Source organism: Streptococcus rupicaprae (assembly GCF_040545225.1).
Classification (GTDB): Bacteria; Bacillota; Bacilli; order Lactobacillales; family Streptococcaceae; genus Streptococcus; species Streptococcus rupicaprae.
In genome coordinates this window covers 41,725-68,231 of the sequence record NZ_JBEPLO010000011.1, presented here as the reverse complement: position 1 = coordinate 68,231, position 26,507 = coordinate 41,725, and the positions used below count along the sequence as shown (strand labels likewise).

At 46.5% G+C, this 26,507-nt stretch carries 27 protein-coding genes, 1 tRNA gene, 1 other RNA gene and 1 pseudogene; 12 read left to right on the top strand and 18 right to left on the bottom strand.

Features of this window, described 5'->3' with window-relative positions; translation table 11 throughout:
• Nucleotides 1-36 precede the first annotated feature (36 nt).
• Nucleotides 37-633, bottom strand: a complete 597-nt coding sequence (locus tag ABID29_RS06145; protein WP_354365150.1) for a TetR/AcrR family transcriptional regulator — start codon at nucleotides 631-633, stop codon at nucleotides 37-39.
• A 129-nt stretch (nucleotides 634-762) separates the two neighbouring features.
• Between ABID29_RS06145 and ABID29_RS06140 the strand changes: the two genes are divergently transcribed.
• The 3 genes from ABID29_RS06140 to ABID29_RS06130 are packed head-to-tail and all read left to right on the top strand — an operon-like array spanning nucleotide 763 to nucleotide 3,642.
• Entirely contained in the window at nucleotides 763-1,743 is a 981-nt protein-coding gene (locus tag ABID29_RS06140; protein WP_354365149.1) for an NAD(P)H-dependent flavin oxidoreductase, read from the top strand.
• Between the two features lie 10 nt (nucleotides 1,744-1,753).
• Nucleotides 1,754-3,085, top strand: coding sequence for an NtaA/DmoA family FMN-dependent monooxygenase (locus ABID29_RS06135; RefSeq protein WP_354365147.1), 1,332 nt, complete (start codon nucleotides 1,754-1,756; stop codon nucleotides 3,083-3,085).
• Between the two features lie 2 nt (nucleotides 3,086-3,087).
• The gene (locus ABID29_RS06130) at nucleotides 3,088-3,642 is read left to right on the top strand and encodes an NADPH-dependent F420 reductase (RefSeq protein WP_354365146.1); all 555 of its coding nucleotides are present in this window, start codon (nucleotides 3,088-3,090) and stop codon (nucleotides 3,640-3,642) included.
• A gap of 148 nt (nucleotides 3,643-3,790) precedes the next feature.
• Here the strand turns inward: ABID29_RS06130 and ABID29_RS06125 are convergent.
• The 5 genes and pseudogenes from ABID29_RS06125 to ABID29_RS06105 form a co-directional block, all read right to left on the bottom strand.
• Nucleotides 3,791-4,655, bottom strand: a pseudogene (locus tag ABID29_RS06125) (1-deoxy-D-xylulose-5-phosphate synthase N-terminal domain-containing protein); the annotation flags it as partial.
• A gap of 256 nt (nucleotides 4,656-4,911) precedes the next feature.
• Nucleotides 4,912-5,922 carry an alpha/beta hydrolase gene (locus tag ABID29_RS06120; RefSeq protein ID WP_354365145.1) on the bottom strand — a complete coding sequence of 337 codons (1,011 nt, stop codon included), beginning with the start codon at nucleotides 5,920-5,922 and terminating at the stop codon, nucleotides 4,912-4,914.
• Between the two features lie 22 nt (nucleotides 5,923-5,944).
• On the bottom strand, nucleotides 5,945-6,514 hold the full coding sequence (locus tag ABID29_RS06115; RefSeq protein ID WP_354365143.1) for a DapH/DapD/GlmU-related protein: 570 nt from the start codon (nucleotides 6,512-6,514) through the stop codon (nucleotides 5,945-5,947).
• Nucleotides 6,507-7,046 carry a cyclophilin-like fold protein gene (locus tag ABID29_RS06110; RefSeq protein ID WP_354365142.1) on the bottom strand — a complete coding sequence of 180 codons (540 nt, stop codon included), beginning with the start codon at nucleotides 7,044-7,046 and terminating at the stop codon, nucleotides 6,507-6,509. Before ABID29_RS06110 ends, ABID29_RS06115 begins: the two co-directional genes overlap by 8 nt.
• A 58-nt stretch (nucleotides 7,047-7,104) precedes the next feature.
• A complete protein-coding gene (locus ABID29_RS06105) occupies nucleotides 7,105-7,413 on the bottom strand; it encodes a cyclophilin-like fold protein (RefSeq protein WP_354365170.1) in 309 nt (102 codons plus the stop codon).
• A 184-nt stretch (nucleotides 7,414-7,597) separates the two neighbouring features.
• Here ABID29_RS06105 and ABID29_RS06100 point away from each other — a divergent pair, with 184 nt between their 5' ends.
• From ABID29_RS06100 to ABID29_RS06090, 3 genes are all read left to right on the top strand, one after another.
• Nucleotides 7,598-8,488, top strand: a complete 891-nt coding sequence (locus tag ABID29_RS06100) for a LysR family transcriptional regulator (protein WP_354365140.1) — start codon at nucleotides 7,598-7,600, stop codon at nucleotides 8,486-8,488.
• Nucleotides 8,489-8,871: 383 nt separating this feature from the next.
• Nucleotides 8,872-9,330, top strand: coding sequence for a MarR family winged helix-turn-helix transcriptional regulator (locus tag ABID29_RS06095; protein ID WP_354365139.1), 459 nt, complete (start codon nucleotides 8,872-8,874; stop codon nucleotides 9,328-9,330).
• Nucleotides 9,314-9,853 (top strand): GNAT family N-acetyltransferase, encoded by a 540-nt coding sequence (locus ABID29_RS06090; protein WP_354365138.1) that lies wholly within the window; start codon nucleotides 9,314-9,316, stop codon nucleotides 9,851-9,853. Before ABID29_RS06095 ends, ABID29_RS06090 begins: the two co-directional genes overlap by 17 nt.
• A 136-nt stretch (nucleotides 9,854-9,989) precedes the next feature.
• Here ABID29_RS06090 and rimI read toward each other — a convergent pair whose 3' ends face one another.
• Both rimI and tsaB read right to left on the bottom strand, forming a co-directional pair.
• Nucleotides 9,990-10,391: a ribosomal protein S18-alanine N-acetyltransferase gene (rimI, locus tag ABID29_RS06085; RefSeq protein WP_354365136.1), complete on the bottom strand. Its 402-nt coding sequence runs from the start codon at nucleotides 10,389-10,391 to the stop codon at nucleotides 9,990-9,992.
• Between the two features lies 1 nt (nucleotide 10,392).
• Nucleotides 10,393-11,076: a tRNA (adenosine(37)-N6)-threonylcarbamoyltransferase complex dimerization subunit type 1 TsaB gene (tsaB, locus tag ABID29_RS06080; RefSeq protein WP_354365135.1), complete on the bottom strand. Its 684-nt coding sequence runs from the start codon at nucleotides 11,074-11,076 to the stop codon at nucleotides 10,393-10,395.
• An 880-nt stretch (nucleotides 11,077-11,956) separates the two neighbouring features.
• On the opposite strand from tsaB, the gene ABID29_RS06075 reads away from it, so the two are divergent.
• The 6 genes from ABID29_RS06075 (at nucleotide 11,957) to ABID29_RS06050 (ending at nucleotide 16,932) form a co-directional block, all read left to right on the top strand.
• On the top strand, nucleotides 11,957-12,187 hold the full coding sequence (locus ABID29_RS06075) for a DNA-dependent RNA polymerase subunit epsilon (RefSeq protein WP_354365133.1): 231 nt from the start codon (nucleotides 11,957-11,959) through the stop codon (nucleotides 12,185-12,187).
• 1 nt (nucleotide 12,188) lies between these two features.
• Nucleotides 12,189-13,871, top strand: a complete 1,683-nt coding sequence (gene rnjA, locus ABID29_RS06070) for a ribonuclease J1 (protein ID WP_354365131.1) — start codon at nucleotides 12,189-12,191, stop codon at nucleotides 13,869-13,871.
• A 135-nt stretch (nucleotides 13,872-14,006) separates the two neighbouring features.
• Nucleotides 14,007-15,194, top strand: a complete 1,188-nt coding sequence (locus tag ABID29_RS06065) for a cation:proton antiporter (RefSeq protein ID WP_354365130.1) — start codon at nucleotides 14,007-14,009, stop codon at nucleotides 15,192-15,194.
• Nucleotides 15,195-15,334: 140 nt separating this feature from the next.
• Entirely contained in the window at nucleotides 15,335-16,609 is a 1,275-nt protein-coding gene (locus ABID29_RS06060) for a replication-associated recombination protein A (protein WP_354365129.1), read from the top strand.
• A gap of 55 nt (nucleotides 16,610-16,664) precedes the next feature.
• Nucleotides 16,665-16,860, top strand: a non-coding RNA gene (gene ssrS, locus ABID29_RS06055) — 6S RNA.
• A tRNA-Lys gene (locus tag ABID29_RS06050) sits at nucleotides 16,860-16,932 on the top strand. Before ssrS ends, ABID29_RS06050 begins: the two co-directional genes overlap by 1 nt.
• Nucleotides 16,933-17,187: 255 nt before the next feature.
• On the opposite strand, the gene ABID29_RS06045 is transcribed toward ABID29_RS06050, so the two are convergent.
• The 10 genes from ABID29_RS06045 to ABID29_RS06000 all read right to left on the bottom strand — a co-directional run bounded on the left by ABID29_RS06045 (nucleotide 17,188) and on the right by ABID29_RS06000 (nucleotide 26,495).
• A complete protein-coding gene (locus ABID29_RS06045) occupies nucleotides 17,188-17,466 on the bottom strand; it encodes a Veg family protein (protein WP_354365127.1) in 279 nt (92 codons plus the stop codon).
• Nucleotides 17,467-18,822 (bottom strand): replicative DNA helicase, encoded by a 1,356-nt coding sequence (gene dnaB, locus ABID29_RS06040; protein ID WP_354365125.1) that lies wholly within the window; start codon nucleotides 18,820-18,822, stop codon nucleotides 17,467-17,469.
• Between the two features lie 20 nt (nucleotides 18,823-18,842).
• On the bottom strand, nucleotides 18,843-19,295 hold the full coding sequence (gene rplI, locus ABID29_RS06035) for a 50S ribosomal protein L9 (protein ID WP_354365123.1): 453 nt from the start codon (nucleotides 19,293-19,295) through the stop codon (nucleotides 18,843-18,845).
• Nucleotides 19,296-19,304: 9 nt separating this feature from the next.
• Nucleotides 19,305-21,275 carry a GGDEF domain-containing protein gene (locus tag ABID29_RS06030; protein ID WP_354365122.1) on the bottom strand — a complete coding sequence of 657 codons (1,971 nt, stop codon included), beginning with the start codon at nucleotides 21,273-21,275 and terminating at the stop codon, nucleotides 19,305-19,307.
• 279 nt (nucleotides 21,276-21,554) lie between these two features.
• Complete coding sequence (gene mnmG / locus ABID29_RS06025) at nucleotides 21,555-23,462, bottom strand: tRNA uridine-5-carboxymethylaminomethyl(34) synthesis enzyme MnmG (protein ID WP_354365121.1); 1,908 nt, start codon at nucleotides 23,460-23,462, stop codon at nucleotides 21,555-21,557.
• 127 nt (nucleotides 23,463-23,589) lie between these two features.
• The gene (locus tag ABID29_RS06020) at nucleotides 23,590-23,991 is read right to left on the bottom strand and encodes a hypothetical protein (RefSeq protein WP_354365119.1); all 402 of its coding nucleotides are present in this window, start codon (nucleotides 23,989-23,991) and stop codon (nucleotides 23,590-23,592) included.
• Nucleotides 23,992-24,077: 86 nt separating this feature from the next.
• The gene (locus ABID29_RS06015) at nucleotides 24,078-24,503 is read right to left on the bottom strand and encodes an NUDIX hydrolase (protein WP_354365118.1); all 426 of its coding nucleotides are present in this window, start codon (nucleotides 24,501-24,503) and stop codon (nucleotides 24,078-24,080) included.
• 5 nt (nucleotides 24,504-24,508) lie between these two features.
• A complete protein-coding gene (locus tag ABID29_RS06010; RefSeq protein WP_354365117.1) occupies nucleotides 24,509-24,961 on the bottom strand; it encodes an NUDIX hydrolase in 453 nt (150 codons plus the stop codon).
• A 170-nt stretch (nucleotides 24,962-25,131) separates the two neighbouring features.
• Nucleotides 25,132-26,139, bottom strand: a complete 1,008-nt coding sequence (locus ABID29_RS06005; RefSeq protein ID WP_354365115.1) for a GtrA family protein — start codon at nucleotides 26,137-26,139, stop codon at nucleotides 25,132-25,134.
• Nucleotides 26,136-26,495, bottom strand: coding sequence for a hypothetical protein (locus ABID29_RS06000; RefSeq protein ID WP_354365113.1), 360 nt, complete (start codon nucleotides 26,493-26,495; stop codon nucleotides 26,136-26,138). The genes ABID29_RS06005 and ABID29_RS06000 overlap by 4 nt, the downstream gene beginning before the upstream one ends.
• Nucleotides 26,496-26,507 lie beyond the last annotated feature (12 nt).

The following is a 26,507-nucleotide window of genomic DNA, read 5'->3' as shown; positions in this document are numbered from 1 at the left end:
TTTCTAATTTTAGGGATAATCTCAATCAACCATTCCTCAGGCTCCTTCCTGCTGGCTGTCCCCATCTGCGGCCGCTCCCCTGACAGCTAATGGCCAAAAAGCGTGCTCATGGAGCATGTCTTGGGCGGTTTCCAGGTCATCATCGGTTTGCAAAAGCCAATACTCAACAAAACTAGCAAAAGCCCCCGACAGGTAGTAGATATGGCTGTGGTTGACCCTTTCTTGGGCAAATAGCTGAGCGGACAGGAGGTTGCCGTCGATAAACATTTGCCGCAGTTGATGGGAAAAGGTCAAGGGAGATACTTGTAACAAGCGGGTAATGAGGTCTCGTTTTTGGTCAACTGCTGCTAAAATCTGGTTGGTAAAGAGGCGTGATTCCTCTTCACCAATCTCCTCCAAACGGTTGACGACTGGCTGACAGCTGGCCTCGATAGCCGCAATCACCTCGCCGACAATTGCCTGATAAAGGTGGTCCTTGCTTTCATAGTGCTGATAAAAGGCATTCCTCGAACACTTGGCTTTGCGACAGATCGCCGTCACGCTCAATCTTGCATAGTCTTCCCGCTCCAAAAGCCCTAAAAAGGCTGTTCGTATGTTTTCTTCCGTCCGCTCGAACCGTAAATCTATCGCCATGTTCTCCTTTACAAGATGACAGAAGCCATCAATCTGTCACCTAACTCACACTTTTTGTCTCTTTGTCATTTGCTTTTTCTAAATGACAGGTGTACCATAAATTGTATCAGAAAAAAGAGGAGAAATCAAATGGCAAATCGTATCACAGAAATCTTAGGCATTGAAAAACCCATCATCCAAGGACCGCTGGCTTGGTTGACGGATGGTAATTATGCTGGAGCCGTCAGTGCAGCTGGTGGCTTGGGCGTCCTGGGCATTAGTGCAGGTCAAAAAGAACCTGCAACAACTGTGGAAGAAACCATTGAAAATATGCGTCGTGAAATCCGCATCGCCCGTCAAATCACTGATAAACCGTTAGGCATTAATGTTGCCCCTGGCCATCCTATGACCGATATCTTCACAGGGCCCATGCTTGACCTTATGGTGGAAGAAGGTGTCCAGGTTGCTGTTATGGTCGGTGTTTTTTCTGCTGAATGGACTGCTCGCTTCCATGAGAAAGGCATCAAAGTTGTCTTTCGTGCAGGTAACCCAACGATTGAAAATACGGAAGAAGCTATTCAAGGCGGGGCTGACATCATCGTTGCCACTGGTTTTGATGAGGGTGGGACTGTTCCAGACAAGGTAATTGGAACTTTCTCCATTGTACCCATGATTGTGGATGCTGCTAAGGGGCGGGTACCTGTCATGGCGGCTGGAGGGATTGCAGATGCTAGGACAGCCCGTGCTGCTTTTACCCTAGGTGCAGAAGGTCTCTATGTCGGGACAGCCTTCATGATGTCAGAAGAGTCCATTTTGGCTCAGAACATTAAGGAACAGGCTTTGGCAGCAAATGCCTCTGACTTACTACTCTATCGGACTGTCCCAGCCTACTATCGTTCTCTTCCGGGAGAAATTCCAAACAAACTCTTAGAGATGAGTCAGGCCGGTGCAAGTGAAGAAGAGATTTACGAGGTTCAACGTGGCTATCTAGGTATGCGAGATGGCATGCTCTTTGGCGATTTGACCAAGGGCTTCGCTTCCTTTGGCCTCGGAATTTCTATGATTAACAAGATTGAACCTGTCGCAGGCATTATGGAAAAATTGATGGCAGGCATTGAAGATTTAATTTAAGGAGAATAAGATGACCCACAACAAGAACCAAATGCTAATCGGCCTGGCCATGTTTGGAGCCGCAGGCCTCAACTTTAAATCCTGGATGGATCCAGAGGTTAAACTATCCGAGTATCCAGACATTTCAATAGATATTCAAGCTGCCCAATTAGCCGAAAAAGGAAAATTCCAGTTCATGTTTTTCGGGGATTTTCCAGGTATCAAGGCCAGCGATAACAGCGACATGCAGACCATGGGCTTGGATCCTCTTTTGATTGCCAGCATTGTAGGCAACCACACCAGCCGTATCGGGATGGGCATTACCCGTGCCACATCCTGGTCCAACCCCTATGAGCTGGCCAGACAGTTCAAGACCTTGGACGCCCTGACCAAAGGGCGGGTAGCCTGGAATGCCGTCACAGGAGCCAATGGGGTCAGTGCTCATGCTCACGGGGTCAACCTATCGCCGAGTTTTGATCGCTATGGCAAGGCCTACGAATTTACCGAGGCCGTTCAAAGCCTCTGGGCAAGCTGGGGGGAGGAGGTCCTCAAGCTCAATCACCAAACCAAGGAATTTGCTGACTACGACCAGGTCAAGACCGTAGCCATCAAGGGCAAGCATGTCCAACTGACTGGCACCCTCCCTATCCCGCCGTCCCAGCAGGGTCAGCCTGTCATCTTCCACTCAGGTGGCTCAGAAAACAGCATCGCCTATGCCGGCAAATACGCCAATGTCTTTATCGGCGAGGTCTGGACGATTGAGCAAGGACAGGCTATGCGCCAAGCCCTCCGCCAGGCTGCCATTGACAACGGCAGAAACCCTGATGAGATTACATTTATCGCAGGCCTCATGCCCCTGCTGGGCGATAGCAAGAAAGCAGCCTTGGAACGCCATGCGACCTTCATCGATGGCCAAACCTTCCTGCAACGGATTGCCCATATCGGCTATGTTTTGGGCACAGAATTTACCCCAGCAGATATCGAGCGTCCGATTGCAACTGAGATTTTGGACGCCGTTCAGGTCACACCTTACAGCGACCCACGTCTGGAAAATGTCATCAAGGTAGCCCGTGAGGGGTGGACACTCCGAGAGATTGTCTACCACTCCGTCATTGACTACCATCCTACGGCAGTTGGTACTGCTAAAGACATCGCCGACCATATGACCGACTGGTTCCAGGCAGGAGCAGCTGATGGCTTCTGGGTCATGCCAGACGTCTATGCGGTAGACCTCCCTCGCTTTGTCGATGAGGTCGTGCCAATCTTGCAGGAACGGGGCGTCTTCCATAAGGACTATGAGGGCGAAACCCTGCGGGACCACCTGGGGGTGCCTTATCAATACGGCCTTCGACAGGAGGCTTAGCCATGACGGTTGACATCTCCATTATCGGACAAGGAAAAATGGGGCAGGCCTTAGCGAGACACTTTAACAAGGCTGGTGTCTCTGTCCAAGTTCTCGGCCGAGAGCAAGAAAGGGTGCAGGGCAGGTTTGTGATTTTCGCAGTCCCTTATGAAGATATGGTCAGCCTGATTTACCCCAATCAAGACCATTTTGCCGACAAGATCATCATTGACATCAGCAATCCACTGGATTATCAGGTAAAGATCTCACTCTTGCCTCCAGACCAGTCTGCCAGCCTCAAACTGGCTGAACTCTTTCCTCACTTGACCATTCTCAAGGCCTTCAACACCAATTTTGCCTCCAGCCGCCTACCTGCTAGCAAGACACCACTTGTCCTTCTGGCTGGCAATCAGCCATCTGCCAAAGACCAGTTGACCCAGCTTCTCCAACAAGCCCAGTTTCGGGTGGTGGATATGGGCTCACTAGAGCACAGCCGTGATTTAGAAGCCTTTGCCCGGGTCCAATTAGCTTTATTAGAAGCAGGGCAGACTGAGCTCTTGCAAGGCTTTGCTTTATAACAACAAACCGACAAGCCAGCTCTAACTTGTCGGTTTTTATGTCAATCGTAAAAAGATGACTAACCTTGCATCTTTTCTTGAAACATGGTATCAATGTGGGCCTTGATTTGTTCCGGAGTGTCATCAAAGTTATAGGTGATCCAATGGGAAATACTTTGGTAATACTGCTATAAGATTCTGATGGAATAGCACTACCAAAGTATTTCCCAGTTTCAGGATTGTATGGTCACCTGCGTGAAAAGCCTCACGATTTTCTTCCATAAATGAGACACCATGTCCTTTTTGCGTATGAATATGTAGCAAAATAGGATGATTGGTGTCTTTGACCTCTTCAAATAAAGCGATTGACTGGTCAAGGTCATTTCCTGAATCGAGGTAATGATAATCAAAACCAAGTGCTTTAAATAGATTATGGTCAGCTTGTCCCTTACTTTCACGTAACTGACGAAGTGCTGTGTAAATACCGTCAGTTGGGTTGACAGCGATGGATTGATCATTATCGTTCACGATGACAATCGTATTTGTGCCTTCTGTCGGGATTTGGTTTAGCCCTTCATACGCCATTCCTTCTGAAAGCGAGCCGTCTCCAATGACCGCTATAACATTATAAGATTCATCTTTCAAATCACGCGCTCTAGCAACACCAGAGACAAGCGACAATGACGTCGATGTATGCCCTACTGTGAAGAGATCGTGTTCACTTTCCTTAGGATTCGTATAACCGGATACGTCATCATAATGCGCTAGATCAAGAAAAGCTTTCGCACGCCCAATCAGCATTTTATGGACATAAGATTGATGTGATACATCAAAAATGAATTTATTTACTGATGAATGAAAAACATAATGCATAGCAACCGTCATTTCAATCATGCCGAAGTTCGGACCATTGTGCCCACCATGTTAGCTTGTTTTTCTCAAAAGCGCTTATCTTACCTCATCAACAACATAGTGCAAATCTGCACGTATAATTGTTTTAAATCTTGTGGTGATGAAAGTGTTTCAAATGCCATAGTTTCTCTTTTTTCATCTCAACTCAATTAAAAATTTCATACATATCATTCTACTGCCCATTCGATTAACCATCTTGAAAAACCCATTTGACTCGCTAATTCTTCAAGCAAGGCTGGTATATCTCTGTAATAAGAACCAAATCAAATACCTTCTGACTATTTTGAAGAGAATGTAAAAACAATTTGGAATAAAAATTATTTCTGGTAAGTTTATTGCAAAGTTTCTTCGATAAGAACGAGCCTGCCAAAACCGTTCTTATTCGTTTAGATATTCTGAAAAGAAGGCTACCAATTTCTCAAACGGAATCTTATCTTTTTGGTCGTAGAGGTCAACGTGGTCAGCATTTGGCACGATAAGCAATTCTTTTGGCTCACTAGCAACTGCGTAAACCTCTTCTGAGTGGTAACGAGAATGGGCATTATCACCAGCTACTAGTAAAATCGGACGTGGTGAGATGTCCTTGATATTGTCATAGAGGGGAAATTCGTAGAAGGACATCGGTGTGGTTGCCGTCCAAGCTGCTATCGAGTTAATTGAGCGTTCGTGGTAGCCTCGTGATGTGCGATAGTAGTCAAAGAATGCCTTGGCAACAGGATTGGCATCCTCTGGTAATTGGTCTGGAAAGAGGTTATCACCTGTCACAACATTGCCCTCTTCATCAAAACCAAGCTCGTGGAAACCTAGGCTGTAATGACCAGTTTCTTGGGCACCATTGTCCACATCTACCCAGCGTTGTTGGCTGATGTGTTCACGCAGTTTAGCTTTCTGCTCATCGGTATAGCTATTCATGTAGCCAAGATACATTGATTTAGACATGTCATACATAGATGCTGTTGCGACAGCTTTGATACGTGTGTCTGCTCCTGCTGCTGTCAACGCCATACCTGACAAGCCACAAATCGCTTGCGCCCCAATGCGCTCACGATCCACATAGGCCAAGGTTCCAAGATAATCAACGGCTGCGCTGTAATCTTCTGTAAAAATCACTGGCTCAGCAACATCCCGGACGGCACCACCTGATTCTCCTGTAAAGGATGGGTCAAAAGCTAGCGCGACAAAGCCATTCTTGGCAAATTCTTGAGCGTAAAGGCCTGAGACTTGCTCTTTGACCGCACCGAATGGTCCAGAGACGACAATGGCAGGATTTTTCTGATTGTCGTAACCTTCTGGCAGGTACAAATCTCCTGCAACTTCAATACCGAAGCGGTTTTTGAAGCGAACGTTTTGTGATTCAATATTTTCGTAAATTTTAAATGTTTTTGGCATCGTATATCCTCTTTCTCTATTTTTAATCTTCAATAATTCTGATGACTTTTGCTGGAACACCAGCAACTACGGTATTGGCTGGGACATCCTTTGAAACAATGGCACCCGCAGCCACAACGGCATTTTCACCGACAGTTACTCCAGGTAAAATCGTTGCATCTGCCCCTATCCAAGCATTTTTCTTAATGGTAACGGACTTGAGTTCCAATTTATGGCGGTCAGCTGGTTTCAAGGGATGATTCACGGAAATCAGCTTGACACGTGGACCGATGAGAACCTCATCTTCAATGAAAATCCCACCCAAATCGACCATAAAAACATCCTTATTCACATAGATATGTTTACCAAAGTGCATGTGGCGACCAAAATCCGTTTGAAAAGGAACATTGATGGTAACTGTCTCATCTATCTCTTCCTTCGTCAACTGTTCAACCACTCGCCTAGCGCTCGCAATGGTTTGAATCTGAGTATTGAGTTCTTGCACAAGCGGCTGATTTTCTGTCTGAATAGCCGAAATGAGCTGGCGCAGACCATCTTGTTCGGGAACTAATTTTCCAGTATTCAAAAATGTTTCAAAAGCTTTATCAATCATCGATCTCCTCCAAAGTAAGTCTCACACTGACCTGTTCTTTATCTAATAAGGTTGCTAAGTGACTATCTACAATATGCCCCAACTTAGTGTAAGACCATGTATTTTGCCCATGAAAGAAAACAATATGGTCACTATTGTAGAGCATGATGTCCCCTGATTGAGCGGTCTGCTGCTGATCTTGACTAGGGAGTGTAAAGCCAAGACTCCCCACTTGTTCAAAGCCACCATAAGCAGACAGATCAAGGCTAAACTCTCCCTTAGCTAGTTGCTCTTTCAGAGCTGTAACAGCCTGATTTTCTTCCCATTGGACAGCTACCTTCTGCCCATCAATTGTTAAGTGAATCGTCATCTTTGTCATTCTCTCCTTTGTCTCCTTGCTGCTAGCGACGCTTGCTACTTGCCCACCGTCATTTAAAGGTTCGGCTTTCTCTCTCGCTGAGCAAGCCACCATACTTCCGCTTAGGAGGGCTAATCCAATCAAAAAGAGGTACCGTTTCAGTCGTTCCTTTGTCAAAAGCCCTGCTCGTTTCAAAACTGCTCGCCTCCTTGACGATACAAAGTTACCGTTAAAGAAAGGTCTTCTTCTCCCGTCAAGGCCTGCAACTGTTCAAGCCCACTTCATCTCCAAGTTGCCCCAGAAAAACTTCCTGCAAATACGGTTTGGCATTGTCACCACCTAGATAGATGGACAGCCAGTCACCGCTTGGGTCATAGCAAATATCCCCTGCAAACCAGCCACCTTGCACCTCCTTACTGTCATAAGGCAAGGGTAAAATCTGTCCACAAATGGCTAATCCACCCGTACAAGCAGTCGTTTTGATGGGTAATCTTTCTAGCAAAATCTTAGCTGCACCAGTATGGCTAAGAATAGCTGGAATCACCATATTACCAAGCCTAATCTGAACAGTTCTTGGTTCAAGAACTTCCGTAACTCGATTGTCGCTAGGACTTATTTTTCGACGTTGTTGGATGGCTCCCCACCTCCTTTATTATGCCCCTATGATAAGTCTCCTAGAACAAAATAGCAAATACTTATTTTATATGATATAATATACCTAAAAAGCATTATTCGAGGGAGAAGTTATGGAAATCCGTGTGCTTCGCTATTTTTTAGCCATTATTAAAGAAGGAGGCATCACCCAAGCTGCCAATAGCCTCCATATCACACAGCCAACGATTTCTCGGCAAATCAAGGAATTAGAAGATGAGCTGGGCAAGCAGCTCTTTATTCGCCACAAAAAAGGACAAATCGAGTTGACGCAGGAAGGTTTGATGCTCCAAAATCGAGCGGAAGAAATCATTGCTATGGTAGATAAGACCGAAAGTGATTTTCGTTACCTGAGCGATATGATTGAGGGAGATATCTATATCGGCGGTGCTGAGAGTCAGGCCTTTTCCCACATTGCCCAATTAACCAAAACCATCCAGAGTCACTATCCCAAAATCTACTACCACTTGTCTTCTGGAAATGCCGAAGATATCATGGGATTGTTGGACAAAGGATTGCTGGACTTTGCCTTGGTGGTTCATCCACGCAAGCTCCCTCGTTACCACTATGCCAAAATGCCTTACCAAGATACATGGGGACTACTGATGCCTACTAGAGACCCACTAGCTCAAAAGAAAGGTATCACCTTAGAAGACATCGCTTCTCTCCCTCTAATCCTCTCTCGCCAAGCCATCACTAGGACCCAATCGGATAGCCAACTAATGACTTGGTTAGGTGATACGGATTCCCTAAATATCGTCGCCACTTTTAATCTAGGTTACAATGCCCTCCATCTCGTTGAAGCTGGCTTAGGCTATATGATTTCCTTCGATCAGCTAACCCATAATCCTAACTTAGCCTTTCGCCCCCTTGAGCCACTGCTAACTTCAGATCATTATCTGGTCTGGAAAAAGGACAAGGTCTTTTCAAGCGCAGCGCAACTATTCTTGGAGCAATTGCTAGAAGCCTCACAGATGGAGCACTAAACACGGGGTCACGCCTATATTCAGATTGAAGAAAAAACTTTTTCGATACTTTCCTTCGTATCTTTTCTCACTTTAACCTCAATCAGGCCATTGAACTATAAAACATCCTTACTAGCTTTTCTAAGTCTAACGAATTGTCCAAGTTAATTTGACAAATGGGAAAATAAAATAGATTTTAAACTGAACTCATGTTCAAATTTAGTAAAAGAAATAATTTGATGAGTATGATAAAGAAATTTTTGTGAATTTTTTCCATGCGCACGGGTGTGTTATTAAGCTCCTATACTTGACAAGTGAGTTCATCTGCAATATAACTAATTAAGTCTATTAACTATTTTCAAAATCGTTACTGACATGATAAGATTGACAGATAGGAGACAAGTATGGAGACAAGTATGGAGACAATCATCAGTCTGTACCAGCAGGTCTATGAGCGGTTTAGCCTGCTCTACTTTAAACAGTTTGACAATGACCTGGTTTTTTCAGACAAGGAGTACACCTATTTACAGGCAATTGCCAGTCGGGGGCATCTGACCCCGTCGGATTTTGCGACCCTGACCCATATGACACGGGCTGGGGCGACACAGACACTGAACAAATTTGAAAAGCGGGGCTGGATTAGCAAAGAGCCATCGTCGACAGACAAACATAGCCTGACAGTCAGCCTGACACCTGATCTAGAAAGGCATTTTCAGGTCATTGACCAGCAACTGAGCCTGGTTTACCAAGAGTTTTTTGGCGTGCTGGCCGATGACGAGCAAGCCCAACTCAGGCATATTTTGAACAAATTAGCCCGCGCCCCCTTACCAACCCAAAGAGGCCATCATGACCTTAATCCATAAACCACTACACCCTTTTACCAAAACCTGGTCAGAAGTGAAAGACCTCTATCTCGAAGCCTTCCCAGAGGAAGAGTGCCTGCCTTTTTGGTTGCTTTACCTGCAATCCTACCGCTCTTTTGTTGATTTTCAAGCCTATTATGATGGTGAACAACTCGCAGGCTTGACTTATGTTTTGACCGATAACCACTATGCCTTTGTCTTTTACTTGGCGGTCAATAGTCAGGTGCGAGGACGTGGCTACGGTAGCCAACTCCTAGAGCAGTTAAAGACCAAGTATGCAGACAAGGAGATTGTCCTCAATATCGAACCCTTAGATGACAAGGCAGCCAATGCCCAACAGCGTGAGAAACGCTTAGTTTTTTATGAGAAAAATGGCATCTATGTTACGGAGTATCAGCTTGTCCAAGGCGGACAAGCCTTTCAAGTCCTTAGCCAAAGCGGTCAACTACATCCTGACACCTTAAATAGCCTTCTCAAACGCTTCTCGCTTGGACTCATATCAATAGAGTTATCAAAGAAATAAAGATAACCATCTAGCTAGGACTGGTTTTAGCCTGATTTAGGCTTAGCCAAGAGCCAAATTCTGCTCCATAACAACCAAGCCTTCTACCACACGGCAGAAGGCTTTTGTCTTGTCACCTACTCTATGTTGTACCTTCCTAGCCTCTTTTCATCACCACCGCATCCTCGGTCGGGTTGTGGTAGTAGTTTTTACGGTTGCCGACTGCGACAAAGCCGTGCTTGATATAGAGCCTCTGGGCGGCTTGGTTGCTAGCCCTCACTTCTAGGAAAATGGGCTGGTCCAGGTCTGCCAAGTTTGCCATGAGCTGGTCAGCCAGGCCTCGGCCTTGGTAGCTAGACTTGACGGCGATGTTGGTGATTTCCAGTTCGCCGACCAGGTCTTGGATGGTCAAGAAGCCGACCATCTCGCCGTCTGCCATAGCGACAAAGCAGTCCGTGTCCGGCTTGTTTAGATCCGCTTCAATCTGCGTTAGGCTCCAAGGCGACTGGCCTTGGTAGACATCGTCCAAGATGGCATAAAGGACCTGTGCTCTCTCCATCTTAAACCCTCTTGATGTAGCTGGTCGTGTCGCCTTCTTGGTTGGCCTTGAGCCAGTTTTCCTCGGCTTCGACCCTTTTCAGATAGGTCGGGACAAAGCTGGGCACATCTACAGGCTGGGCACTCAAGGCCGCTAGGCCAATCCGATAGGCTGACGGCAGGGTCTCGATGATAGCGGCCTGTGGAAAGGCTGCTTCAATCTGTTCACGGAAGTTCTTGACCTCGCCGACAAAGGTCAGGGGCTCAGATCCAGACAGACTAGCCAGAACCTGACTAAAGTCTGCGTTAACTTCTGGTTGAACTGCTCTGCCATTGCCATAAAAACCGGCATAAACCGTATTGCGACGGGCATCGATGAGGGGAACCACTAGACCTTGGGTATCGGGGCAAAGAGCATAGAGGCTAGAGATCCCGACCAAATCGATCTTCAGCGTATAGGCTAGGGTCTTGGCGGTCGCCACAGCCATCCTAAGGCCCGTGTAGGAGCCAGGCCCTTGGGCAACAGCGATACGTTCCAAATCAGCCGGCACCCAACCCACCTGGGCCATAAGAAAGTCGATGCTAGGCATGAGGCTGATGCTATGGTTTTTCTTGATGGTTAGGGTCAAATCTGCCAAAAGTCGGTCATCCTCCAAGATGGCGATGGACAGGGCTTGGTTGGAGGTGTCAAAAGCTAACATTTTCATAAAGACTGCTCTCTTTCCTTTACATTTCTACGCATACAAGCTCACTCCTATTTTACTAAAAAATGCGGAAAGTTGCTAGGTAGGGAAATTTAAAAGTCATAGCCCCATCTTAAAAGGGAGAGCCCTGACAGCATGAATCTATTCGATTGCGTTAATAAGAAAAACGTCGAAGGATCCTAGGTCCCAAAATACTTTGCGACCAAATATAGATAAAAAACGACAGCAAAAATAATCTGGGTAATACCTAAGAAAAATAGAAAAATCACCAGTTTAGCTTTCTCTTTCATAGAAGCATATATGCTTGATAAAAATCAGACCACCACCAGAATAGAGTGAAATGAACTGATATAGGTTCTATACCGATCAGCAATACCTGCATAAAGAAGATTGATGATTAACCAAATGAAAGGAATGACTTGGAAAGGACCAACAAAATATTTTTGACGCATATATATGGACACACCTCTCTTCTAATCCTCTTAAAGAAAACGATTCACTCTATTTATTAATATACTCCTATTGCTCAAATTAAGTAAGGATAGAGAGCATATCCAGAACTTATCCTTACAGCTCAAGAATAAAGAAGACTTATTAGGCGAACCTGATCTACAAAACTTTTACCATGTAGGCATCAGCTTCCAGATTCACTAGTCTCCTTCTTATTCAAAAATGAGGCTAGCACACAAACTAGGGTTAAATAATCCGTTTTCTCAGCTCTTGTCCAACTTGCTCATTTGCTTGATTTTATGGTATAATAAGCTTACTATTACACTTCAGGTCAATTTATTACAACCACAATTGGATAAGCTATTGTCAATCTGGAAAACCAGGTTGGCTGCTTTCCTACAGGCTAATTTGACCATCTTTTGAAAGGAATTTTATGATTTACAAAGTATTTTACCAAGAGGAAAAAAATAACCACCCACAACGCGAAAAGACTCAAGCCATCTACCTTGAAGTGGATGCCGCTAACGAGCTCGATGGCCGCATCAAGGTCCGCGATCTAGTCGAAGCTAACACAGACTACCATATCGAATTCATCGAATTGCTCTCAGACAAGCATCTCGCTTATGAAAAAGAGACCGGTGCCTTTTCATTAACGGAGTTCTAATATGTCAAATATCAATCTAAAACCGCATGAAGTTGGGGTCTTTGCCATCGGCGGTCTAGGCGAAATTGGCAAGAACACCTACGGTATCGAATACCAAAACGAAATCATCATCGTCGACGCAGGGATTAAATTCCCTGAAGACGACCTGCTCGGGATTGACTATGTCATCCCAGATTATTCCTATATCGTTGAGAACATCAAGCGGGTCAAGGCTCTCGTGATTACACACGGCCACGAAGACCATATCGGAGGCATTCCCTTTTTGCTCAAGCAGGCCAATATCCCGATTTATGCAGGTCCTTTGGCCCTGGCCTTAATCCGTGGCAAACTGGAGGAGCACGGCCTTCTACGCAGTGCTAAACTCTATGAAATCAACCACAAGACCGAACTAACCTTCAAGCACTTGAGCATCACCTTCTTCCGCACGACCCACTCGATTCCAGAGCCTCTGGGTGTCGTGGTTGATACCCCACAGGGGAAAGTCGTCTGCACGGGTGACTTTAAATTTGACTTTACTCCAGTTGGCGAGCCGGCTGACTTGCATCGCATGGCTGCGCTGGGCGAAGAAGGCGTTCTCTGTCTCTTGTCCGACTCGACCAATGCTGAAATCCCAACCTTCACCAATTCCGAAAAAGTGGTTGGCCAATCTATCATGAAGCTGATTGAAGGGATTAGCGGGCGGATTATCTTTGCGTCCTTTGCTTCTAACATCTTCCGCCTACAACAGGCAGCAGAGGCAGCCGTAAAGACCGGTCGCAAGATTGCTGTCTTTGGACGCTCCATGGAAAAAGCGATTCTAAACGGTGTCGAGCTCGGCTACATTAAGGTTCCAGAAGGAACCTTCATCGAACCCTATGAGATCAAAGATTACCCAGCGGGCGAAGTCTTGATCCTCTGTACAGGGAGCCAAGGGGAGCCCATGGCTGCCCTAGCACGCATTGCAAACGGAACCCACAGACAAGTGACCCTCCAGCCTGGCGATACGGTCATCTTCTCTTCCAGCCCAATTCCTGGTAATACCACCAGCGTCAACAAGTTGATCAATACCATCACAGAAGCTGGCGTCAAGGTTATTCACGGTAAGATTAATAACATCCATACCTCCGGACACGGGGGCCAGCAAGAGCAAAAACTCATGCTCAGCCTCATCAAACCTAAGTACTTCATGCCTGTCCACGGTGAGTACCGGATGCAAAAGATCCACGCTGGCCTGGCCGTTGATACAGGTGTCCAAAAAGAGAATATCTTTATCATGGAAAACGGAGATGTGTTGGCTCTAACCAAGAATTCCGCACGTATTTCAGGACGCTTCAATGCCCAAGACATCTATGTTGACGGGAATGGTATCGGCGACATTGGTGCAGCCGTTCTTCGCGACCGCCACGATCTGTCAGAGGACGGCGTCGTTATCGCTGTTGCTACCGTTGATTTCGACCAACAGCTCATTCTAGCTGGGCCTGATATTCTCAGCCGTGGCTTTGTCTACATGCGTGAGTCAGGCGAGCTGATTCGAGAAAGCCAGCGCTTGCTCTTCAACGCCATCCGACTTGCCTTAAAGAATAAGGATGCCAACATCCAGAGCGTGAACGGTGCCATTGTCAACGCCCTAAGACCTTTCTTGTCTGAAAAAACAGAGCGTGAACCAATCATCATCCCAATGATTCTGACACCAGATCAAGAGTAAACAGCTGCAAGCTCCTAATTGCCTCTGGCAGTGGGAGCTTGTTTCATGTGAAACAGCCACCTTCCCCAAGAAATCTCTTAGTGCTGAACAGCCTCACTAACCTCAGCCCTACCAACTCCTCGAAAGGAACCATCCATGCTACTCTCCTTAGCCTGCCTTTTTGCTTTTTCTATCGGAGCAGGCCTGATTTTCACCAGATTACGCCTGCCAAGAATCATTGGGATGCTTTTAGCAGGCATTTTAATCGGACCCTACAGCTGGAACCTGCTGGCATCGCCCTTGTTAGAGCATTCCGCCGACATCAGGAAACTGGCCTTGGTCATCATTCTCATTAAAGCCGGCCTGAGCATCAAGTGGTCCGACTTCCAATCAATCGGTCGACCTGCCCTGCTTATGGCCTTCTTACCTGCCTGTGCAGAAGGTCTCGCCTATACCCTTCTGGCGCCCATTTTCTTTGATATTTCCTATAGTGAAGCCGCTCTGATGGGGAGTGTCCTAGCTGCCGTCTCACCAGCTGTCGTTGTGCCTCGCATGGTGGAAATGATTGAACAAACTATCGGTAGCCGGAAAAAAATTCCCCAATTGATCTTAGCAGGTGCCTCGCTAGATGACGTGGTCGTCATCGTTCTCTTCTCGGCACTGTTAGGCTTTACCACCGAGGAAAGTCTTAAGCCCCTAGACTTGGCCAACATTCCTATTTCCATCCTCACTAGTATTGTCATCGGGGTGCTTGCTGGCATGCTCTTTGCCAAACTTCTCAAGCACTGCCAAAAGAGCTTACAGGACCACCCTCACTACCAGCACTTGCTCCTGTTGAGTCTTGCCTTGGTCCTGACAGCTGTAGAAGCAAGGTTGAGCAGTCACTTTCCTTACTCTGGTCTTTTGGCTGTTTTGGTCATGGCAGTGCAGTTCAATCAAGCCCAGACTGCAACTACTCGCCAAAGCTTCTCACAAGCCTTTGCCCGCATGTGGGGAATCGGTGAAATTTTCCTCTTTGTCCTTGTTGGTGCCATCATTGATGTCAACTACACACCCCTAGCTGGCCTTCCAGCCATCCTTCTGATTATCCTGACGCTTCTTATTCGGTCTGTAGCTGTTTTGATTTGTGTCTCAGGAACTGGTTTAAACCGATCTGAAAAATTATTCTGTGTCATCGCTTATCTGCCAAAGGCAACTGTTCAGGCTGCCATCGGTGGGATTCCCCTTGCAATGGGACTAGACAGTGGTAAAACCATCTTATCTGTCGCAGTTCTGGGCATTCTATTGACTGCACCGCTGGGCGCTATTCTCCTAGACCGCTATGGCAAAGCATTGCTCGACTAGCACTATCGCCCAGCACCCTCCCCTCTTCTCAAATGTTAAAAAGAAGCAATTGCCAAAAACGAGTGCCTCTTTAAAGACAGATGGCTCAGCTAACTAATCCATTTCTGGTATAATAACAGTTGATAGAAAGGAACCGTCCTATGCAAACCAGTCTCGCTCTCCGCATGCGTCCCCAAACCATTGACCAAGTCATCGGCCAAGACCATCTGGTTGGACCTGGCAAAATTATTCGCCGAATGGTTGAAGCCAAGCGTCTGTCATCCATGATTCTCTATGGGCCACCCGGTATCGGTAAAACCTCAATCGCAGCTGCTATCGCTGGGACAACCAAGTATGCCTTTCGGACCTTTAACGCTACAGTTGACAGTAAAAAGGATCTCCAAACCATCGCTGAAGAGGCAAAGTTTTCAGGTGGCCTCGTTCTTCTTTTGGACGAGATTCATCGCCTAGACAAGACCAAGCAAGATTTTTTACTGCCACTTTTGGAAAATGGCCTGATCACCATGATCGGAGCAACAACTGAAAATCCCTTCTTCTCTGTCACCCCCGCCATCCGCAGTCGTGTCCAAATCTTTGAGCTAGAGCCCCTGACCATTGAACAGGTCAAAAAGGCCTTGGAGATAGCCTTATCAGATAAGGAACGGGGCTTTGATTTTGACGTAAAACTCGATGACCAAGTGCTTGATACCATTGCTACGGCAACTAATGGGGACCTGCGCTCCGCCTATAATTCCCTTGAACTTGCCGTTCTCTCAACCACACCAGATGAAACTGGGCTTCGCCATATTGACCAGGAAGCCATTCAGAATAGCCTACAGCGTTCTTACATCAGCATGGACAGAGATGGAGACGCTCACTATGATATTCTATCCGCACTCCAAAAATCTATCCGAGGAAGCGATGTAGATGCTAGCCTTCACTACGCTGCTCGCTTAATTGAAGCAGGGGATCTGCCGAGTCTGGCTCGTCGGTTGACTGTCATTGCCTACGAAGACATCGGCCTAGCCAATCCAGAAGCTCAGATTCATACCGTAACAGCTCTCGAAGCTGCCCAACGGATCGGTTTCCCAGAGGCTCGGATCCTTATTGCCAATGTCGTCATTGACCTGGCCCTCTCTCCAAAATCCAATTCTGCCTATCTAGCTATGGATCAGGCACTGTCAGACCTCCGTAGCAAAGGGTCTCTCCCTATTCCAAAACATTTACGAGATGCGCATTACGCAGGTAGCAAGGATTTAGGCAATGGCCTTGACTACAAGTATCCCCATGCCTATCCTGAAAAATGGGTCAAACAGGACTACTTGCCAGAAAAATTACGGGACAGTCACTATTTCCAGCCCAACCAGACCGGAAAATACGAGCGTGCTCTGGCGGCCAATAAAGAGCGGATTGACCAACTCAAGAAAGCGCCTTAAATTTTTTCCAGTTATCTCTTGAAATTTTTTAAAAAAGTGGTAACATATTAGTTAGAGATTGCTGTGGTGTGCGAATTCATACAACAGTGTTGACCGAACAAATTTTTGTATTTATATGGGAGACAGAAGTCATCTAACAGCGCGCAGGCCGTTTCACGCGGAAGCAGCTTCAGTTGGAGCGAGTCACCCACCTGCTATTTCGTGCGGGTTCAATACAAACCATGAATCACCGGCACCAATACAGCATTTTGCCTCCTTAGCTCAGTTGGTAGAGCAGTAGACTCTTAATCTATGGGTCGCAGGTTCGAGCCCTGCAGGGGGTATACTAATTTAAAAGCCTGATTTTCAGGCTTTTTTAGTACTCTTTTAGAAGTTGTCAGAGTTTCAATCTGGACTAGGTTTTCGCTCTTCTATTCAAGAAAATTGTTATCCAATGGCCTTGAAATCCAGTCAATACCGATCCCAAACGGCCATAAAGAAAAACACTATTTCCCCCTCTCAACCAGCCCTGAACTCTTTCCTATTCTATCGCCGGTCAAAAAAAGTTGACAGCACTGTAAAGTCACTGTCAACTCTCTTTACTCTGATTCGATATAGCGGATCAGATTTTTTTCAGTTAAAATATCTGAATAAGTATAGGATTCTACATAACGACGGGCCGCATCCCCTTCAGGTTTGGTCTCATCTTCATACTCAACAATGAAGAGCGACTGGTAAACTTCAATCAAGCGCCCAATCTTGTTTTTCTCACGTTTTCGTCCATTTTCCAGGGTCAGCTCAACTAGCTTCCCTTCATTATTCTTAATGTCTTCCTTGATTTGCTTCATCTTTGCAACATCTGTAAATGCATCACTCATCTAATAGCCATCCTCTCTTCTTGATATGCTTGAAAATTTATTGTACTCTTTAAGGAAATTCAACTTAACTGTACCACGCGCACCAGAACGGTTTTTCTCAATAATGACCTCAACCGTATTGTCTGGAATAGCATCTTCATCATCGCCCCGCTCGTAGTAATCGTCTCGGTAAAGGAAGGCGACAATATCCGCATCCTGCTCAATGGATCCCGATTCCCGAATATCTGAGAGTACAGGACGCTTGTCCTGACGTTGCTCAACCCCCCGTGAGAGCTGACTGAGCGCAATAACTGGAACCTTTAATTCCTTGGCCAAAATCTTTAACTGACGGGAGATTTCAGAAACCTCTTGCTGGCGATTTTCCCGGCCAGTTCCTGTAATCAACTGGAGGTAGTCAATCAGGATTAAGCCCAGATTCTTGGTTTCCTGGGCCAATTTGCGCGACCTCGCCCGAATTTCAGTAATCTTAATCCCCGGTGTATCATCAATATAAATGGAGGCCCTAGCCAGCTGGGCTTGAGCGATAGTTACCTTCTGCCACTCTTCTTCCGTTAGTTGGCCGGTTCTTAGAGAGTGGGAATTGATGACCCCTTCTGCAGCTAGCATCCGGTCAACCAGGCTCTCCGCCCCCATTTCCAATGAAAAGATGGCGACCGTCTTATCCTGCTTGGTTGCAATATTTTGAGCAATGTTTAAGGCAAAGGCAGTCTTACCGACGGCAGGACGAGCAGCCAGAATAATCAACTCTTCCTCATGCAAACCTGTCGTCATGTGGTCAAGGTCAGGGTAACCCGTCGCAATTCCCGTTATATCAGATGTCTGCTGAGAACGCTTCTCCAAAGATTCAAAGTTGATATTGAGGATATCATCGATACGCTTAAAACCGCTTCGGCTGGCACCTTCTCCGATATCAATTAAGGCTTTCTCCGTCCGTGCAATGATATCGTCAGCACCTTCTGAGGCTTCATAGGCCAAGTTGACAGAATCGGTCAAGCTGGCAATCAAGCGTCTCAGGCTGGCTTTTTCAGCAACAATCTTGGCATAGTACTCTGCATTGGCAGAGGTTGGAACGGAATTGACAATTTCCACCAGGTAGCTGATGCCACCGATATTTTGGAGGTCCCCCTTATCATCAAGATAATTGCGCAGGGTCGTCGCATCAATCGCATCCCCTCGCTCTGCCAAAGCCACCATGGCTTGGAAGATCAGTTGGTGGGCATACTTAAAGAAGTCCCTGGCATCGATATATTCACGGACAAAAACAAGCTTGCTCTCGTCAATAAATATCGCACCTAGGACTGACTGTTCAGCTAAAATATCTTGCGGTTGGACCCGCAATTCATCCAGCTCTGCCATTGTCTACTCCTTGTAAAGCCTTAGGCCTCATGCACATAAAGGCGGATAACACCGCTAATCTCCTGGTAAATCTTAACTGGTACATCGATCGAACCAACTGAGCGCAAGGGATGATCCAGTTTAATATGACGTTTATCAAGCTTAATCCCGAATTGTTTCTCAAGTTCTTCTACAATCTTTTTGCTGGTAATTGATCCGAAAGTCCTCCCATCTGGGCCAACCTTCTCAGAGAATTTCACCACTGTCGCCTCCTCAGCTAATTTAGCCTTGATGGCTTCTGCCTCGGCAACCAATTCCGCATGGGCTTTCTCCTTGGCTTTTTCTTGACCGCGCAATTCGCCCAATGCTTGGGCAGTCGCTTCTTTAGCCAGATTTTTCTTAATCAAAAAGTTTTGGGCATAGCCAGTCGGCACTTCTTTGATCTCACCCTTTTTTCCCTTGCCCTTAACATCTGCTAAAAAAATAACTTTCATGATATCCTCCTATCCTTCACTCGCTTCTCGACTCACCTGATCCAGATGATTGAGAAGTTCTTGGTAAACCTGATCAATAGTTTGATCTGAAATCTGGGTAGCCGCTAAGCCAAAATGACCACCACCACCCATGCTTTCCATGATTTTTTGAACATTGATCTTACTACGACTGCGGGCGGAAATGGCAACACTGTCTTGCGATTTGTGGTAAATCACAAAAGAGGCTTCAATATCTGACATAGATAAAAGCGTATCCGCAGCCTTACTAGCTATGACCACATCGTAAACCACATCTGGCTCCGCCTTGACCACGATAATGTCTGGCTGAACCTGTTCGCCCTTCAGAATCAACTGGTTGATGTGGCGGTATTCTTCAAAATCAGTCGCTGAAATGGTCTGTATCTCCAAGCTGTCACTGCCACAACTGCGCAAGTAACTCGCAACGTCAAAGGTCCGACTGGTCACACGTGACGAAAAGTTCTTGGTGTCCAGCATAATCCCAGCCATCAGAAGACTAGCTTGCAAACGACTTAGGCGTGACTTCTTACCATTCTGGAACTGGAGCAACTCCGTTACCAATTCACTAGCACTGCTAGCACCACTTTCAATATAGCTAATCACAGCGTTATCTGGAAAATCACTATCTCTACGGTGATGGTCCACCACGATTACCTGATTAAAGCGGCTATAAAGCTCCTCAGACAGGGTCAAACTAATCTTCGAATGGTCCACCATTACGAGAAGGGATTGACTGGTCACCAGGTTGAGGGCCTCATCAACAGTAATCAGATTTGGAGTTTCCTCCTCCTTTAATCGTTGAATGGCACGTTCAACATCGCCAGACATGCCCGTTTCATCGTATACAGCGTACGACTGAGGCAGAATGTTTTGTGCGAAACACTGCATGCCAATTGTAGCTCCCAGAGCATCCATATCCAAGTTTCGATGCCCAACAACAAAGACCTGATCAACCGACTTGATCTTATCTGAAATGGCTGACATCATAGCTCTCGTACGGGTTCTGGTTCGTTTAACAGTCGAAGCCGAATTGCCACCGAAATAAATCGGCGCCTTGCCTTCAGCATTTTCTTGAATCACGACTTGATCACCGCCACGGACTTCAGCCATATTCAAATTTTGAACAGCCAACTGGCCAATATCCAAGTGATTATGGTCCCCGAAAGCCAAGCCCATGCTAAGGGTTAAAGACAAATCCCTAGCCCTAGCCTCTGTCCGAAAGTCATCAATAACCGAGAACTTATCCTCAATTAAGCGCTCCAAGACAGCATAGTCCGTCATCAAAAAGAAACGGTCCATGTCAATCCGACGGTAGAAAATCTGGTACTTGTCCGTAAATTCCTTGACAAAGTTAGCCACAAAGCTATTGATCTGACTAATATCCGAGTCCGAAATCACATCTTCTAAGTCATCGTAATTATCAAGGCCGATAACCCCAATAACTGGCCTCAGCGCCGTCATTTCCTGGGTCGCCTTGTATTCTGAAGAAACATCAAAGAAGTAAAAAAGATGGCTCTGTGGATCTGTATGAACGATGTAACGCTTCCCCGAAAAATGGGCATAGATACGCGATTTATCAAGACCTACAGCCATAATTTCCTTAAAGCGTCCCTGATCAAAGCTGCCGTCTTCTTTTGTAAAAATCAACTCTGCAAAAGGATTAAACCACTCGATCTCTTCGTCGTCTTCAGACATCTTAATCACGCCGACAGGAAGATTCTCCAACAAGGAAATCATGCTATTTTCCGCTTGCTGATTGATATATTTAATCTTCTCCAGTTCATCTGACTCATATATCCTATTTTGGTAAATAAGCAGAGCAAGAAAGACAAGGACGATAAACAAGCCCAGCAAAAATAAGATGGCTGGACGAGTCTCTAAACTGACCGCCAGTCCAATCAAACCCAGCAGGAGTAAACCAACGATGATAAAATGGCTAATCGTAAATCGAAACTGTTTCATTTTTTTCCTCTTAGGTGCTATTTTACCACACAATAGGGGAAAAAGCTATGCCTGCTTATTATTTTGCAGAAGACTTGCATAAAGAAAAGGTCTGCCCACAATTTTCTAGGGAGTCCGATTTTCAAACCCTTGAGAATTCTGACATCGTTCATCACACTTTCGGCCTTATTACCACCAAAGTATGAAGGAATACCGTGACGCACTTACAATCTCAATAATATTAGTCCTTAACTGCTCTCTACTAGGTTTACAAGTTGTCAATCTCCTGTAAACATAGCTTTACTTGACAGTATTTTTAGCAATCGACCGCCCTTTTCCTTCCAGATAAACCATGAGAATAGAGATATCAGCTGGGTTAACCCCTGAAATCCGACTGGCCTGGCCGATGGTTTCTGGGTTGATTTTCTTGAATTTATCACGCGCCTCGGTGGCAATGCTGTCAATGTCATCCCAGTCGATGTCGGCTGGAATGCGTTTTTCTTCCATGCGTTTCATCTTGGCCACCTGATCAAGGGCCTTGGCGATGTAGCCTTCGTACTTGATTTCCGTTTCGATCAGCTCAATAACCTTGCTGTCTAGCAGCTCATCAGCCTGACCGACAAAGCTGGTCACCGCCGCATAATCCACCTCTGGACGACGCATGAATTCCTTTGCCGTCACGGCATCGGTCAAGGGCTTGAAGCCCAGAGCCTGCACCTTGTCATTGGTTTCCTTGACAGGCTTGAGCTTGATGCTGTCAAGTCTGGCCATTTCGGCGTCAAATTGGGCTTTCTTGCTGGTAAAGACTGCCCAACGCTCATCATCAACCAGACCGACCTCACGACCAATTGGGGTCAGGCGCATGTCAGCATTGTCATGCCTTAGGATGAGTCGGTACTCAGCACGAGAGGTAAGGAGACGGTAGGGTTCCAGCGTCCCCTTGGTCACCAAATCGTCAATCATGACCCCGATATAACCGTCTGAGCGCCCCAAAATCAGCTCAGGCTTGCCTTGAACCTTGAGCGCCGCATTGATCCCCGCAATCAGGCCCTGACCAGCGGCTTCCTCGTAGCCTGACGTGCCGTTGGTCTGGCCAGCCGTGAAAAGACCGCTGATGGTCTTGGTTTCCAGCGTTGCACGGAGCTGGTGGGGCAGGACGATATCGTACTCGATGGCATAGCCTGTCCGCATCATTTCTGCCTTTTCTAAGCCCTTGATGGAGTGGAGGAGCTCTTTTTGAACGTCCTCAGGCAGACTGGTAGAGAGGCCTTGCACATAGATTTCCTCGGTATTGCGCCCTTCTGGCTCCAGGAAGAGCTGATGGCGTTCTTTGTCGGCAAAACGGACGATCTTATCCTCGATGGACGGGCAGTAACGCGGACCAACTCCCTTGACAATCCCTGAAAACATTGGGGCACGGTGAAGGTTGTCATTGATAATCTGGTGGCTGATCTCATTGGTATAGGTCAGCCAGCAAGGCACTTGGTCGGTCACATAGTCCTCGTCCTTGGACAGGAAGGAGAAGTGATTGGGCTTGTCATCGCCCGGCTGGATTTCGGTCACCGAGTAGTCAATAGAAGACGCCTTAATGCGCGGCGGTGTCCCTGTCTTGAAACGACCGATTTCCAAACCAAGCTCTTTGAGGTTGTCCGCCAGAGCGACAGAGGCCAGGCTGTTGTTTGGCCCAGAGGAATACTTAAGCTCCCCCAGGATAATCTCCCCACGCAGGGCTGTCCCCGTGGTTACGACAACAGCCTTGGTAGAAAATTTCTGATTGGTCGCCGTGCGGACACCGATGACCTGACCATCTTCCACCAAAATCTCATCAATCATGGACTGACGCAGGGTCAGATTGTCCTGATTTTCCACGGTCTGCTTCATCAGTTGCGCATAAAGGGACTTGTCTGCCTGGGCACGCAGGGCACGCACCGCAGGACCCTTACCTGTGTTGAGCATCTTCATCTGGATATAGGACTTGTCAATGTTGCGGCCCATTTCGCCCCCCAGGGCGTCAATTTCCCGCACCACAATCCCCTTGGCCGAGCCGCCAACCGACGGGTTACAGGGCATAAAGGCCAGCATGTCGATGTTGATGGTGGCCAGCAGAACCTTGCTGCCCATACGGCTAGCCGCTAGCGCTGCCTCAACCCCCGCGTGGCCTGCTCCGATCACAATAATGTCGTAGTGTTCTGTAAATGTGTGTGTCATTTTTTCAATCTCCTGCTATGATAAAACGGATTATGTGTAACGTTTTGCTGGGCATAATCTAAAAATACCCCACTTGCTAAATACCCCTTCAAAAAAAGAAGTACCTTTTGTTTATTGGCCACATCATTCAGCGGGCTAAATGTCGAGGCATAAATATGGTCAACAGTGGTGTCAAGGTCAATAAACTAACGATTTTATCTAACTGATACTTACTCTTTTCAATCACTCTTTTGATGTCTTCTTCTAACTCTTTTTCAGCTGATTTTAAATAAGTCACTAACCTCTGTCCATATTCAGCACCATATTTTTCTTCAAATCTATTCTGAAATTCTGAATACCGCTTGGAATGTCGCGCGAGAAAATTTATGTTTTCCCTCGTTTTACGACTGTCACTAATATGCCACATGTAACCGATAAGAGCCAACAACATCATCATGACCAAGGAAATGGTGAAGGCGTTGTAACCAATTTTATCAAGGTTATATGATAGGTAGATAAAGGACATCAATCCTAGGATAACTATTGTCAAAATCAATCCATTTTTTACGGATAATCGGACCTTGGTTAGTTTCAAAAATCTTTTCGTAAATACATAGATGTCATAAGTGATGTCATTCATGTCCTAGCCTTTATTTCTAAAATATCCTTCAAATAAGGAACAAGCTGCAGTTTTTGAGCCTGATGACAATCTAGCCAGCAATCATCCACATGTTCCTCAGGGTCTAAAACGATGGTCTCCGGAGTTTCCAGCAGGCCATATCGGTAAACCAAGCGGGTAAAGACCGTCTGCTTATGAGTATCAAACTGGCTGTCTTCATGAATGAGAGACAGTCCCTCATCCGAAATAATAAGGCCTGTTTCCTCACGGACTTCCCTCACGGCAGCATCTCGGGGCAACTCTCCAAACTCAACACTACCCCCAGGAATATCCCAGTAGTTGGGATAGACATTGGCCTGACCTCGCTTAATCCTGGACCGTTTAATCAGAAGGTACTTGCCTTGATAAGTCAACAAAACATGCGCAATTAATTTAACGGACATGGCATCTACCTTTCCATATTGACAATATGTTTGACCTTCCCATCGCAGTTTTTGAGCTCTGTTTTGAGGAAGGCGGGTCTCAAATCAATGGTGTCAAGCTTGTCAATGTCAACCCACTCGCAAACACGCTCTTCTCCATCCTCTCTCATATTGGGACTTGGCGCCGTAACTGGTGTAACAATGTAGTGGAACTCAATGTTGTGAAAGTTTACACCAGCTTGACAGAAGGTATTTTCGGCCACAAAGGCCAAGTGATCAACCCTCACCTCACAGGCAATCTCCTCACGGACCTCCCGCTTAACAGCTTCTTCCGTTGTCTCACCGACTAGTATAGCTCCGCCAGCACAGTAATAGGTGCCCGATGACGATTTACACAAATACACTTTTCCATCTTGCACCAGTAAGGCCGTTGCCCTGACACCAAACATCTGCTGATCACTCTTGGTTCTAAAATCCATCACCATCTCCTTCCCCGCAAAAAAGCCAAAGCTAGTTTATCATTGCACGCCAAAAAGACATACAAGACAATGAGCTTTGACTTTCATCGTGTTGTTAAGCTTATTGTAGCAGAAAAAGAGGGGAGCTGTCAATGGATAAAAATTGGTAAACTCCCTAAAAATGGAATCGCCTAAGCAAACACCACTGTCTGCTGGACGCGGTAACTGACCAAAAACAAGATGATTTCTGTTAAGATTTTTGCGAGAAGTAAGCCAAGACCCAATTGAACCAACCCCTGCAACATCAGAGCATTACCAATCAGAAGAGCCACTACTAGGAGACCATAACGGATCATAGGAGTCAGACCTTGTTTTTCCTGGCGAAAGACCAGACGAGCATTGAGCAAGTATTGAAGACCAGCACTGGCTAGGCGGGCCAGAATGACAGACAGGAGCAGGTGATTGGTCAGAGCCATCAGAAGGAACAACAAGGTCATGTCCAAGAGCGCTGCTGCACCACTGCTTGCTATAAATCTGAGAAAAGGGGCATAAATCCGAATAGAATCCTGAATCGGTCGAAAGTGTGAGGACTTATTCTCCTCAATGTAGATGGTTTCAATGGGCACTTCGGCGATGGGGTAACCCGCTTTTTTGCTCTCTAGGAGCATGTGAAACTCATACTCAAACCGCTCACCAGGAAGGGACAAGAGCCAGTCCAAATGCTGGTAGGAAAAACCCCGCAAGCCTGTTTGGGTATCGCTGACTGGCTGGCCTGTTACGAGTTTGAACAAGCCGGCCGTTAGCTTATTGCCAAATCGGCTACGGAAGGGCACTTTACCGACAAAGGATCTTGCACCTAAGACAATCTGCTCGGGCTGTCCTGCTACTGTTTGCCCAACTCGCACAATGTCCTCCACCAAATGCTGGCCGTCACTATCTGCTGTAACCAAGATAGCATCTGGCTGGGCCTCTGCTTTTAGATAGGCAAAGGCTGTTTTTAAGGCCGCCCCCTTGCCACGGTTGCCCTCATGGGTCAGGACAGTTGCTCCCAGCTCTGCGACAGTTGTAAAGAGATTGGCATAGCGTGGGCCACTGCCATCATCCACCACAAGGATCTGATGACCTGGCTGGGTTTTTAGGTCTATTACTAGCTGGACCAATTTTTCATCTGGTTCGTATGAGGGAATAATGATGATCATAGGCAGTCCTCCTGCTTTCTTGTAGGGTGGAGGCAGACCAGTCCACTGAGAGCCAAAAAGGCAAAACCAGTCCACCAGTAGGGCATGTCGAGAGTGGTCGATCTTCCAGAGATTTCGATAATCCCCTTCATCAAGCAACCACTGACGGCGATGGCTAGGCTAGAGTTAAAGAGCAAGACGCTGGCACGGTTGCTCAACCATCCTCGACCGAGAAAGGATAGGCCATAAGCCAAAGCTCCTAGTAAGGGAATGGCAAACATGCCTTTCATATAGAGGGAGCTCTCGCCGTAGCTAAAGTGTTCATAAATATGGTTGAAGAGGATGAGAAACAAGCTCAGAAGGACCAGATTCCTCATCGTTTTCTTCTT

What these genes read in the sequence shown, in the direction of transcription:
- ABID29_RS06140 (WP_354365149.1), top strand. Translation starts at nt 763, where the DNA reads ATGGCAAATCGTATCACAGAAATCTTAGGCATTGAAAAACCCATCATC.
- ABID29_RS06010 (WP_354365117.1), bottom strand. Translation starts at nt 24,961, where the DNA reads ATGGATTTTAGAACCAAGAGTGATCAGCAGATGTTTGGTGTCAGGGCA.
- ABID29_RS06045 (WP_354365127.1), bottom strand. Translation starts at nt 17,466, where the DNA reads ATGAGTGATGCATTTACAGATGTTGCAAAGATGAAGCAAATCAAGGAA.
- ABID29_RS06030 (WP_354365122.1), bottom strand. Translation starts at nt 21,275, where the DNA reads ATGAAACAGTTTCGATTTACGATTAGCCATTTTATCATCGTTGGTTTA.
- rplI (WP_354365123.1), bottom strand. Translation starts at nt 19,295, where the DNA reads ATGAAAGTTATTTTTTTAGCAGATGTTAAGGGCAAGGGAAAAAAGGGT.
- ABID29_RS06145 (WP_354365150.1), bottom strand. Translation starts at nt 633, where the DNA reads ATGGCGATAGATTTACGGTTCGAGCGGACGGAAGAAAACATACGAACA.
- rnjA (WP_354365131.1), top strand. Translation starts at nt 12,189, where the DNA reads ATGTCAAATATCAATCTAAAACCGCATGAAGTTGGGGTCTTTGCCATC.
- ABID29_RS06135 (WP_354365147.1), top strand. Translation starts at nt 1,754, where the DNA reads ATGACCCACAACAAGAACCAAATGCTAATCGGCCTGGCCATGTTTGGA.
- ABID29_RS06090 (WP_354365138.1), top strand. Translation starts at nt 9,314, where the DNA reads ATGACCTTAATCCATAAACCACTACACCCTTTTACCAAAACCTGGTCA.
- ABID29_RS06075 (WP_354365133.1), top strand. Translation starts at nt 11,957, where the DNA reads ATGATTTACAAAGTATTTTACCAAGAGGAAAAAAATAACCACCCACAA.
- dnaB (WP_354365125.1), bottom strand. Translation starts at nt 18,822, where the DNA reads ATGGCAGAGCTGGATGAATTGCGGGTCCAACCGCAAGATATTTTAGCT.
- ABID29_RS06060 (WP_354365129.1), top strand. Translation starts at nt 15,335, where the DNA reads ATGCAAACCAGTCTCGCTCTCCGCATGCGTCCCCAAACCATTGACCAA.
- ABID29_RS06065 (WP_354365130.1), top strand. Translation starts at nt 14,007, where the DNA reads ATGCTACTCTCCTTAGCCTGCCTTTTTGCTTTTTCTATCGGAGCAGGC.
- ABID29_RS06005 (WP_354365115.1), bottom strand. Translation starts at nt 26,139, where the DNA reads ATGATCATCATTATTCCCTCATACGAACCAGATGAAAAATTGGTCCAG.
- ABID29_RS06015 (WP_354365118.1), bottom strand. Translation starts at nt 24,503, where the DNA reads ATGTCCGTTAAATTAATTGCGCATGTTTTGTTGACTTATCAAGGCAAG.
- rimI (WP_354365136.1), bottom strand. Translation starts at nt 10,391, where the DNA reads ATGGAGAGAGCACAGGTCCTTTATGCCATCTTGGACGATGTCTACCAA.
- ABID29_RS06130 (WP_354365146.1), top strand. Translation starts at nt 3,088, where the DNA reads ATGACGGTTGACATCTCCATTATCGGACAAGGAAAAATGGGGCAGGCC.
- tsaB (WP_354365135.1), bottom strand. Translation starts at nt 11,076, where the DNA reads ATGAAAATGTTAGCTTTTGACACCTCCAACCAAGCCCTGTCCATCGCC.
- mnmG (WP_354365121.1), bottom strand. Translation starts at nt 23,462, where the DNA reads ATGACACACACATTTACAGAACACTACGACATTATTGTGATCGGAGCA.
- ABID29_RS06115 (WP_354365143.1), bottom strand. Translation starts at nt 6,514, where the DNA reads ATGATTGATAAAGCTTTTGAAACATTTTTGAATACTGGAAAATTAGTT.
- ABID29_RS06095 (WP_354365139.1), top strand. Translation starts at nt 8,872, where the DNA reads ATGGAGACAAGTATGGAGACAATCATCAGTCTGTACCAGCAGGTCTAT.
- ABID29_RS06120 (WP_354365145.1), bottom strand. Translation starts at nt 5,922, where the DNA reads ATGCCAAAAACATTTAAAATTTACGAAAATATTGAATCACAAAACGTT.
- ABID29_RS06000 (WP_354365113.1), bottom strand. Translation starts at nt 26,495, where the DNA reads ATGAGGAATCTGGTCCTTCTGAGCTTGTTTCTCATCCTCTTCAACCAT.
- ABID29_RS06100 (WP_354365140.1), top strand. Translation starts at nt 7,598, where the DNA reads ATGGAAATCCGTGTGCTTCGCTATTTTTTAGCCATTATTAAAGAAGGA.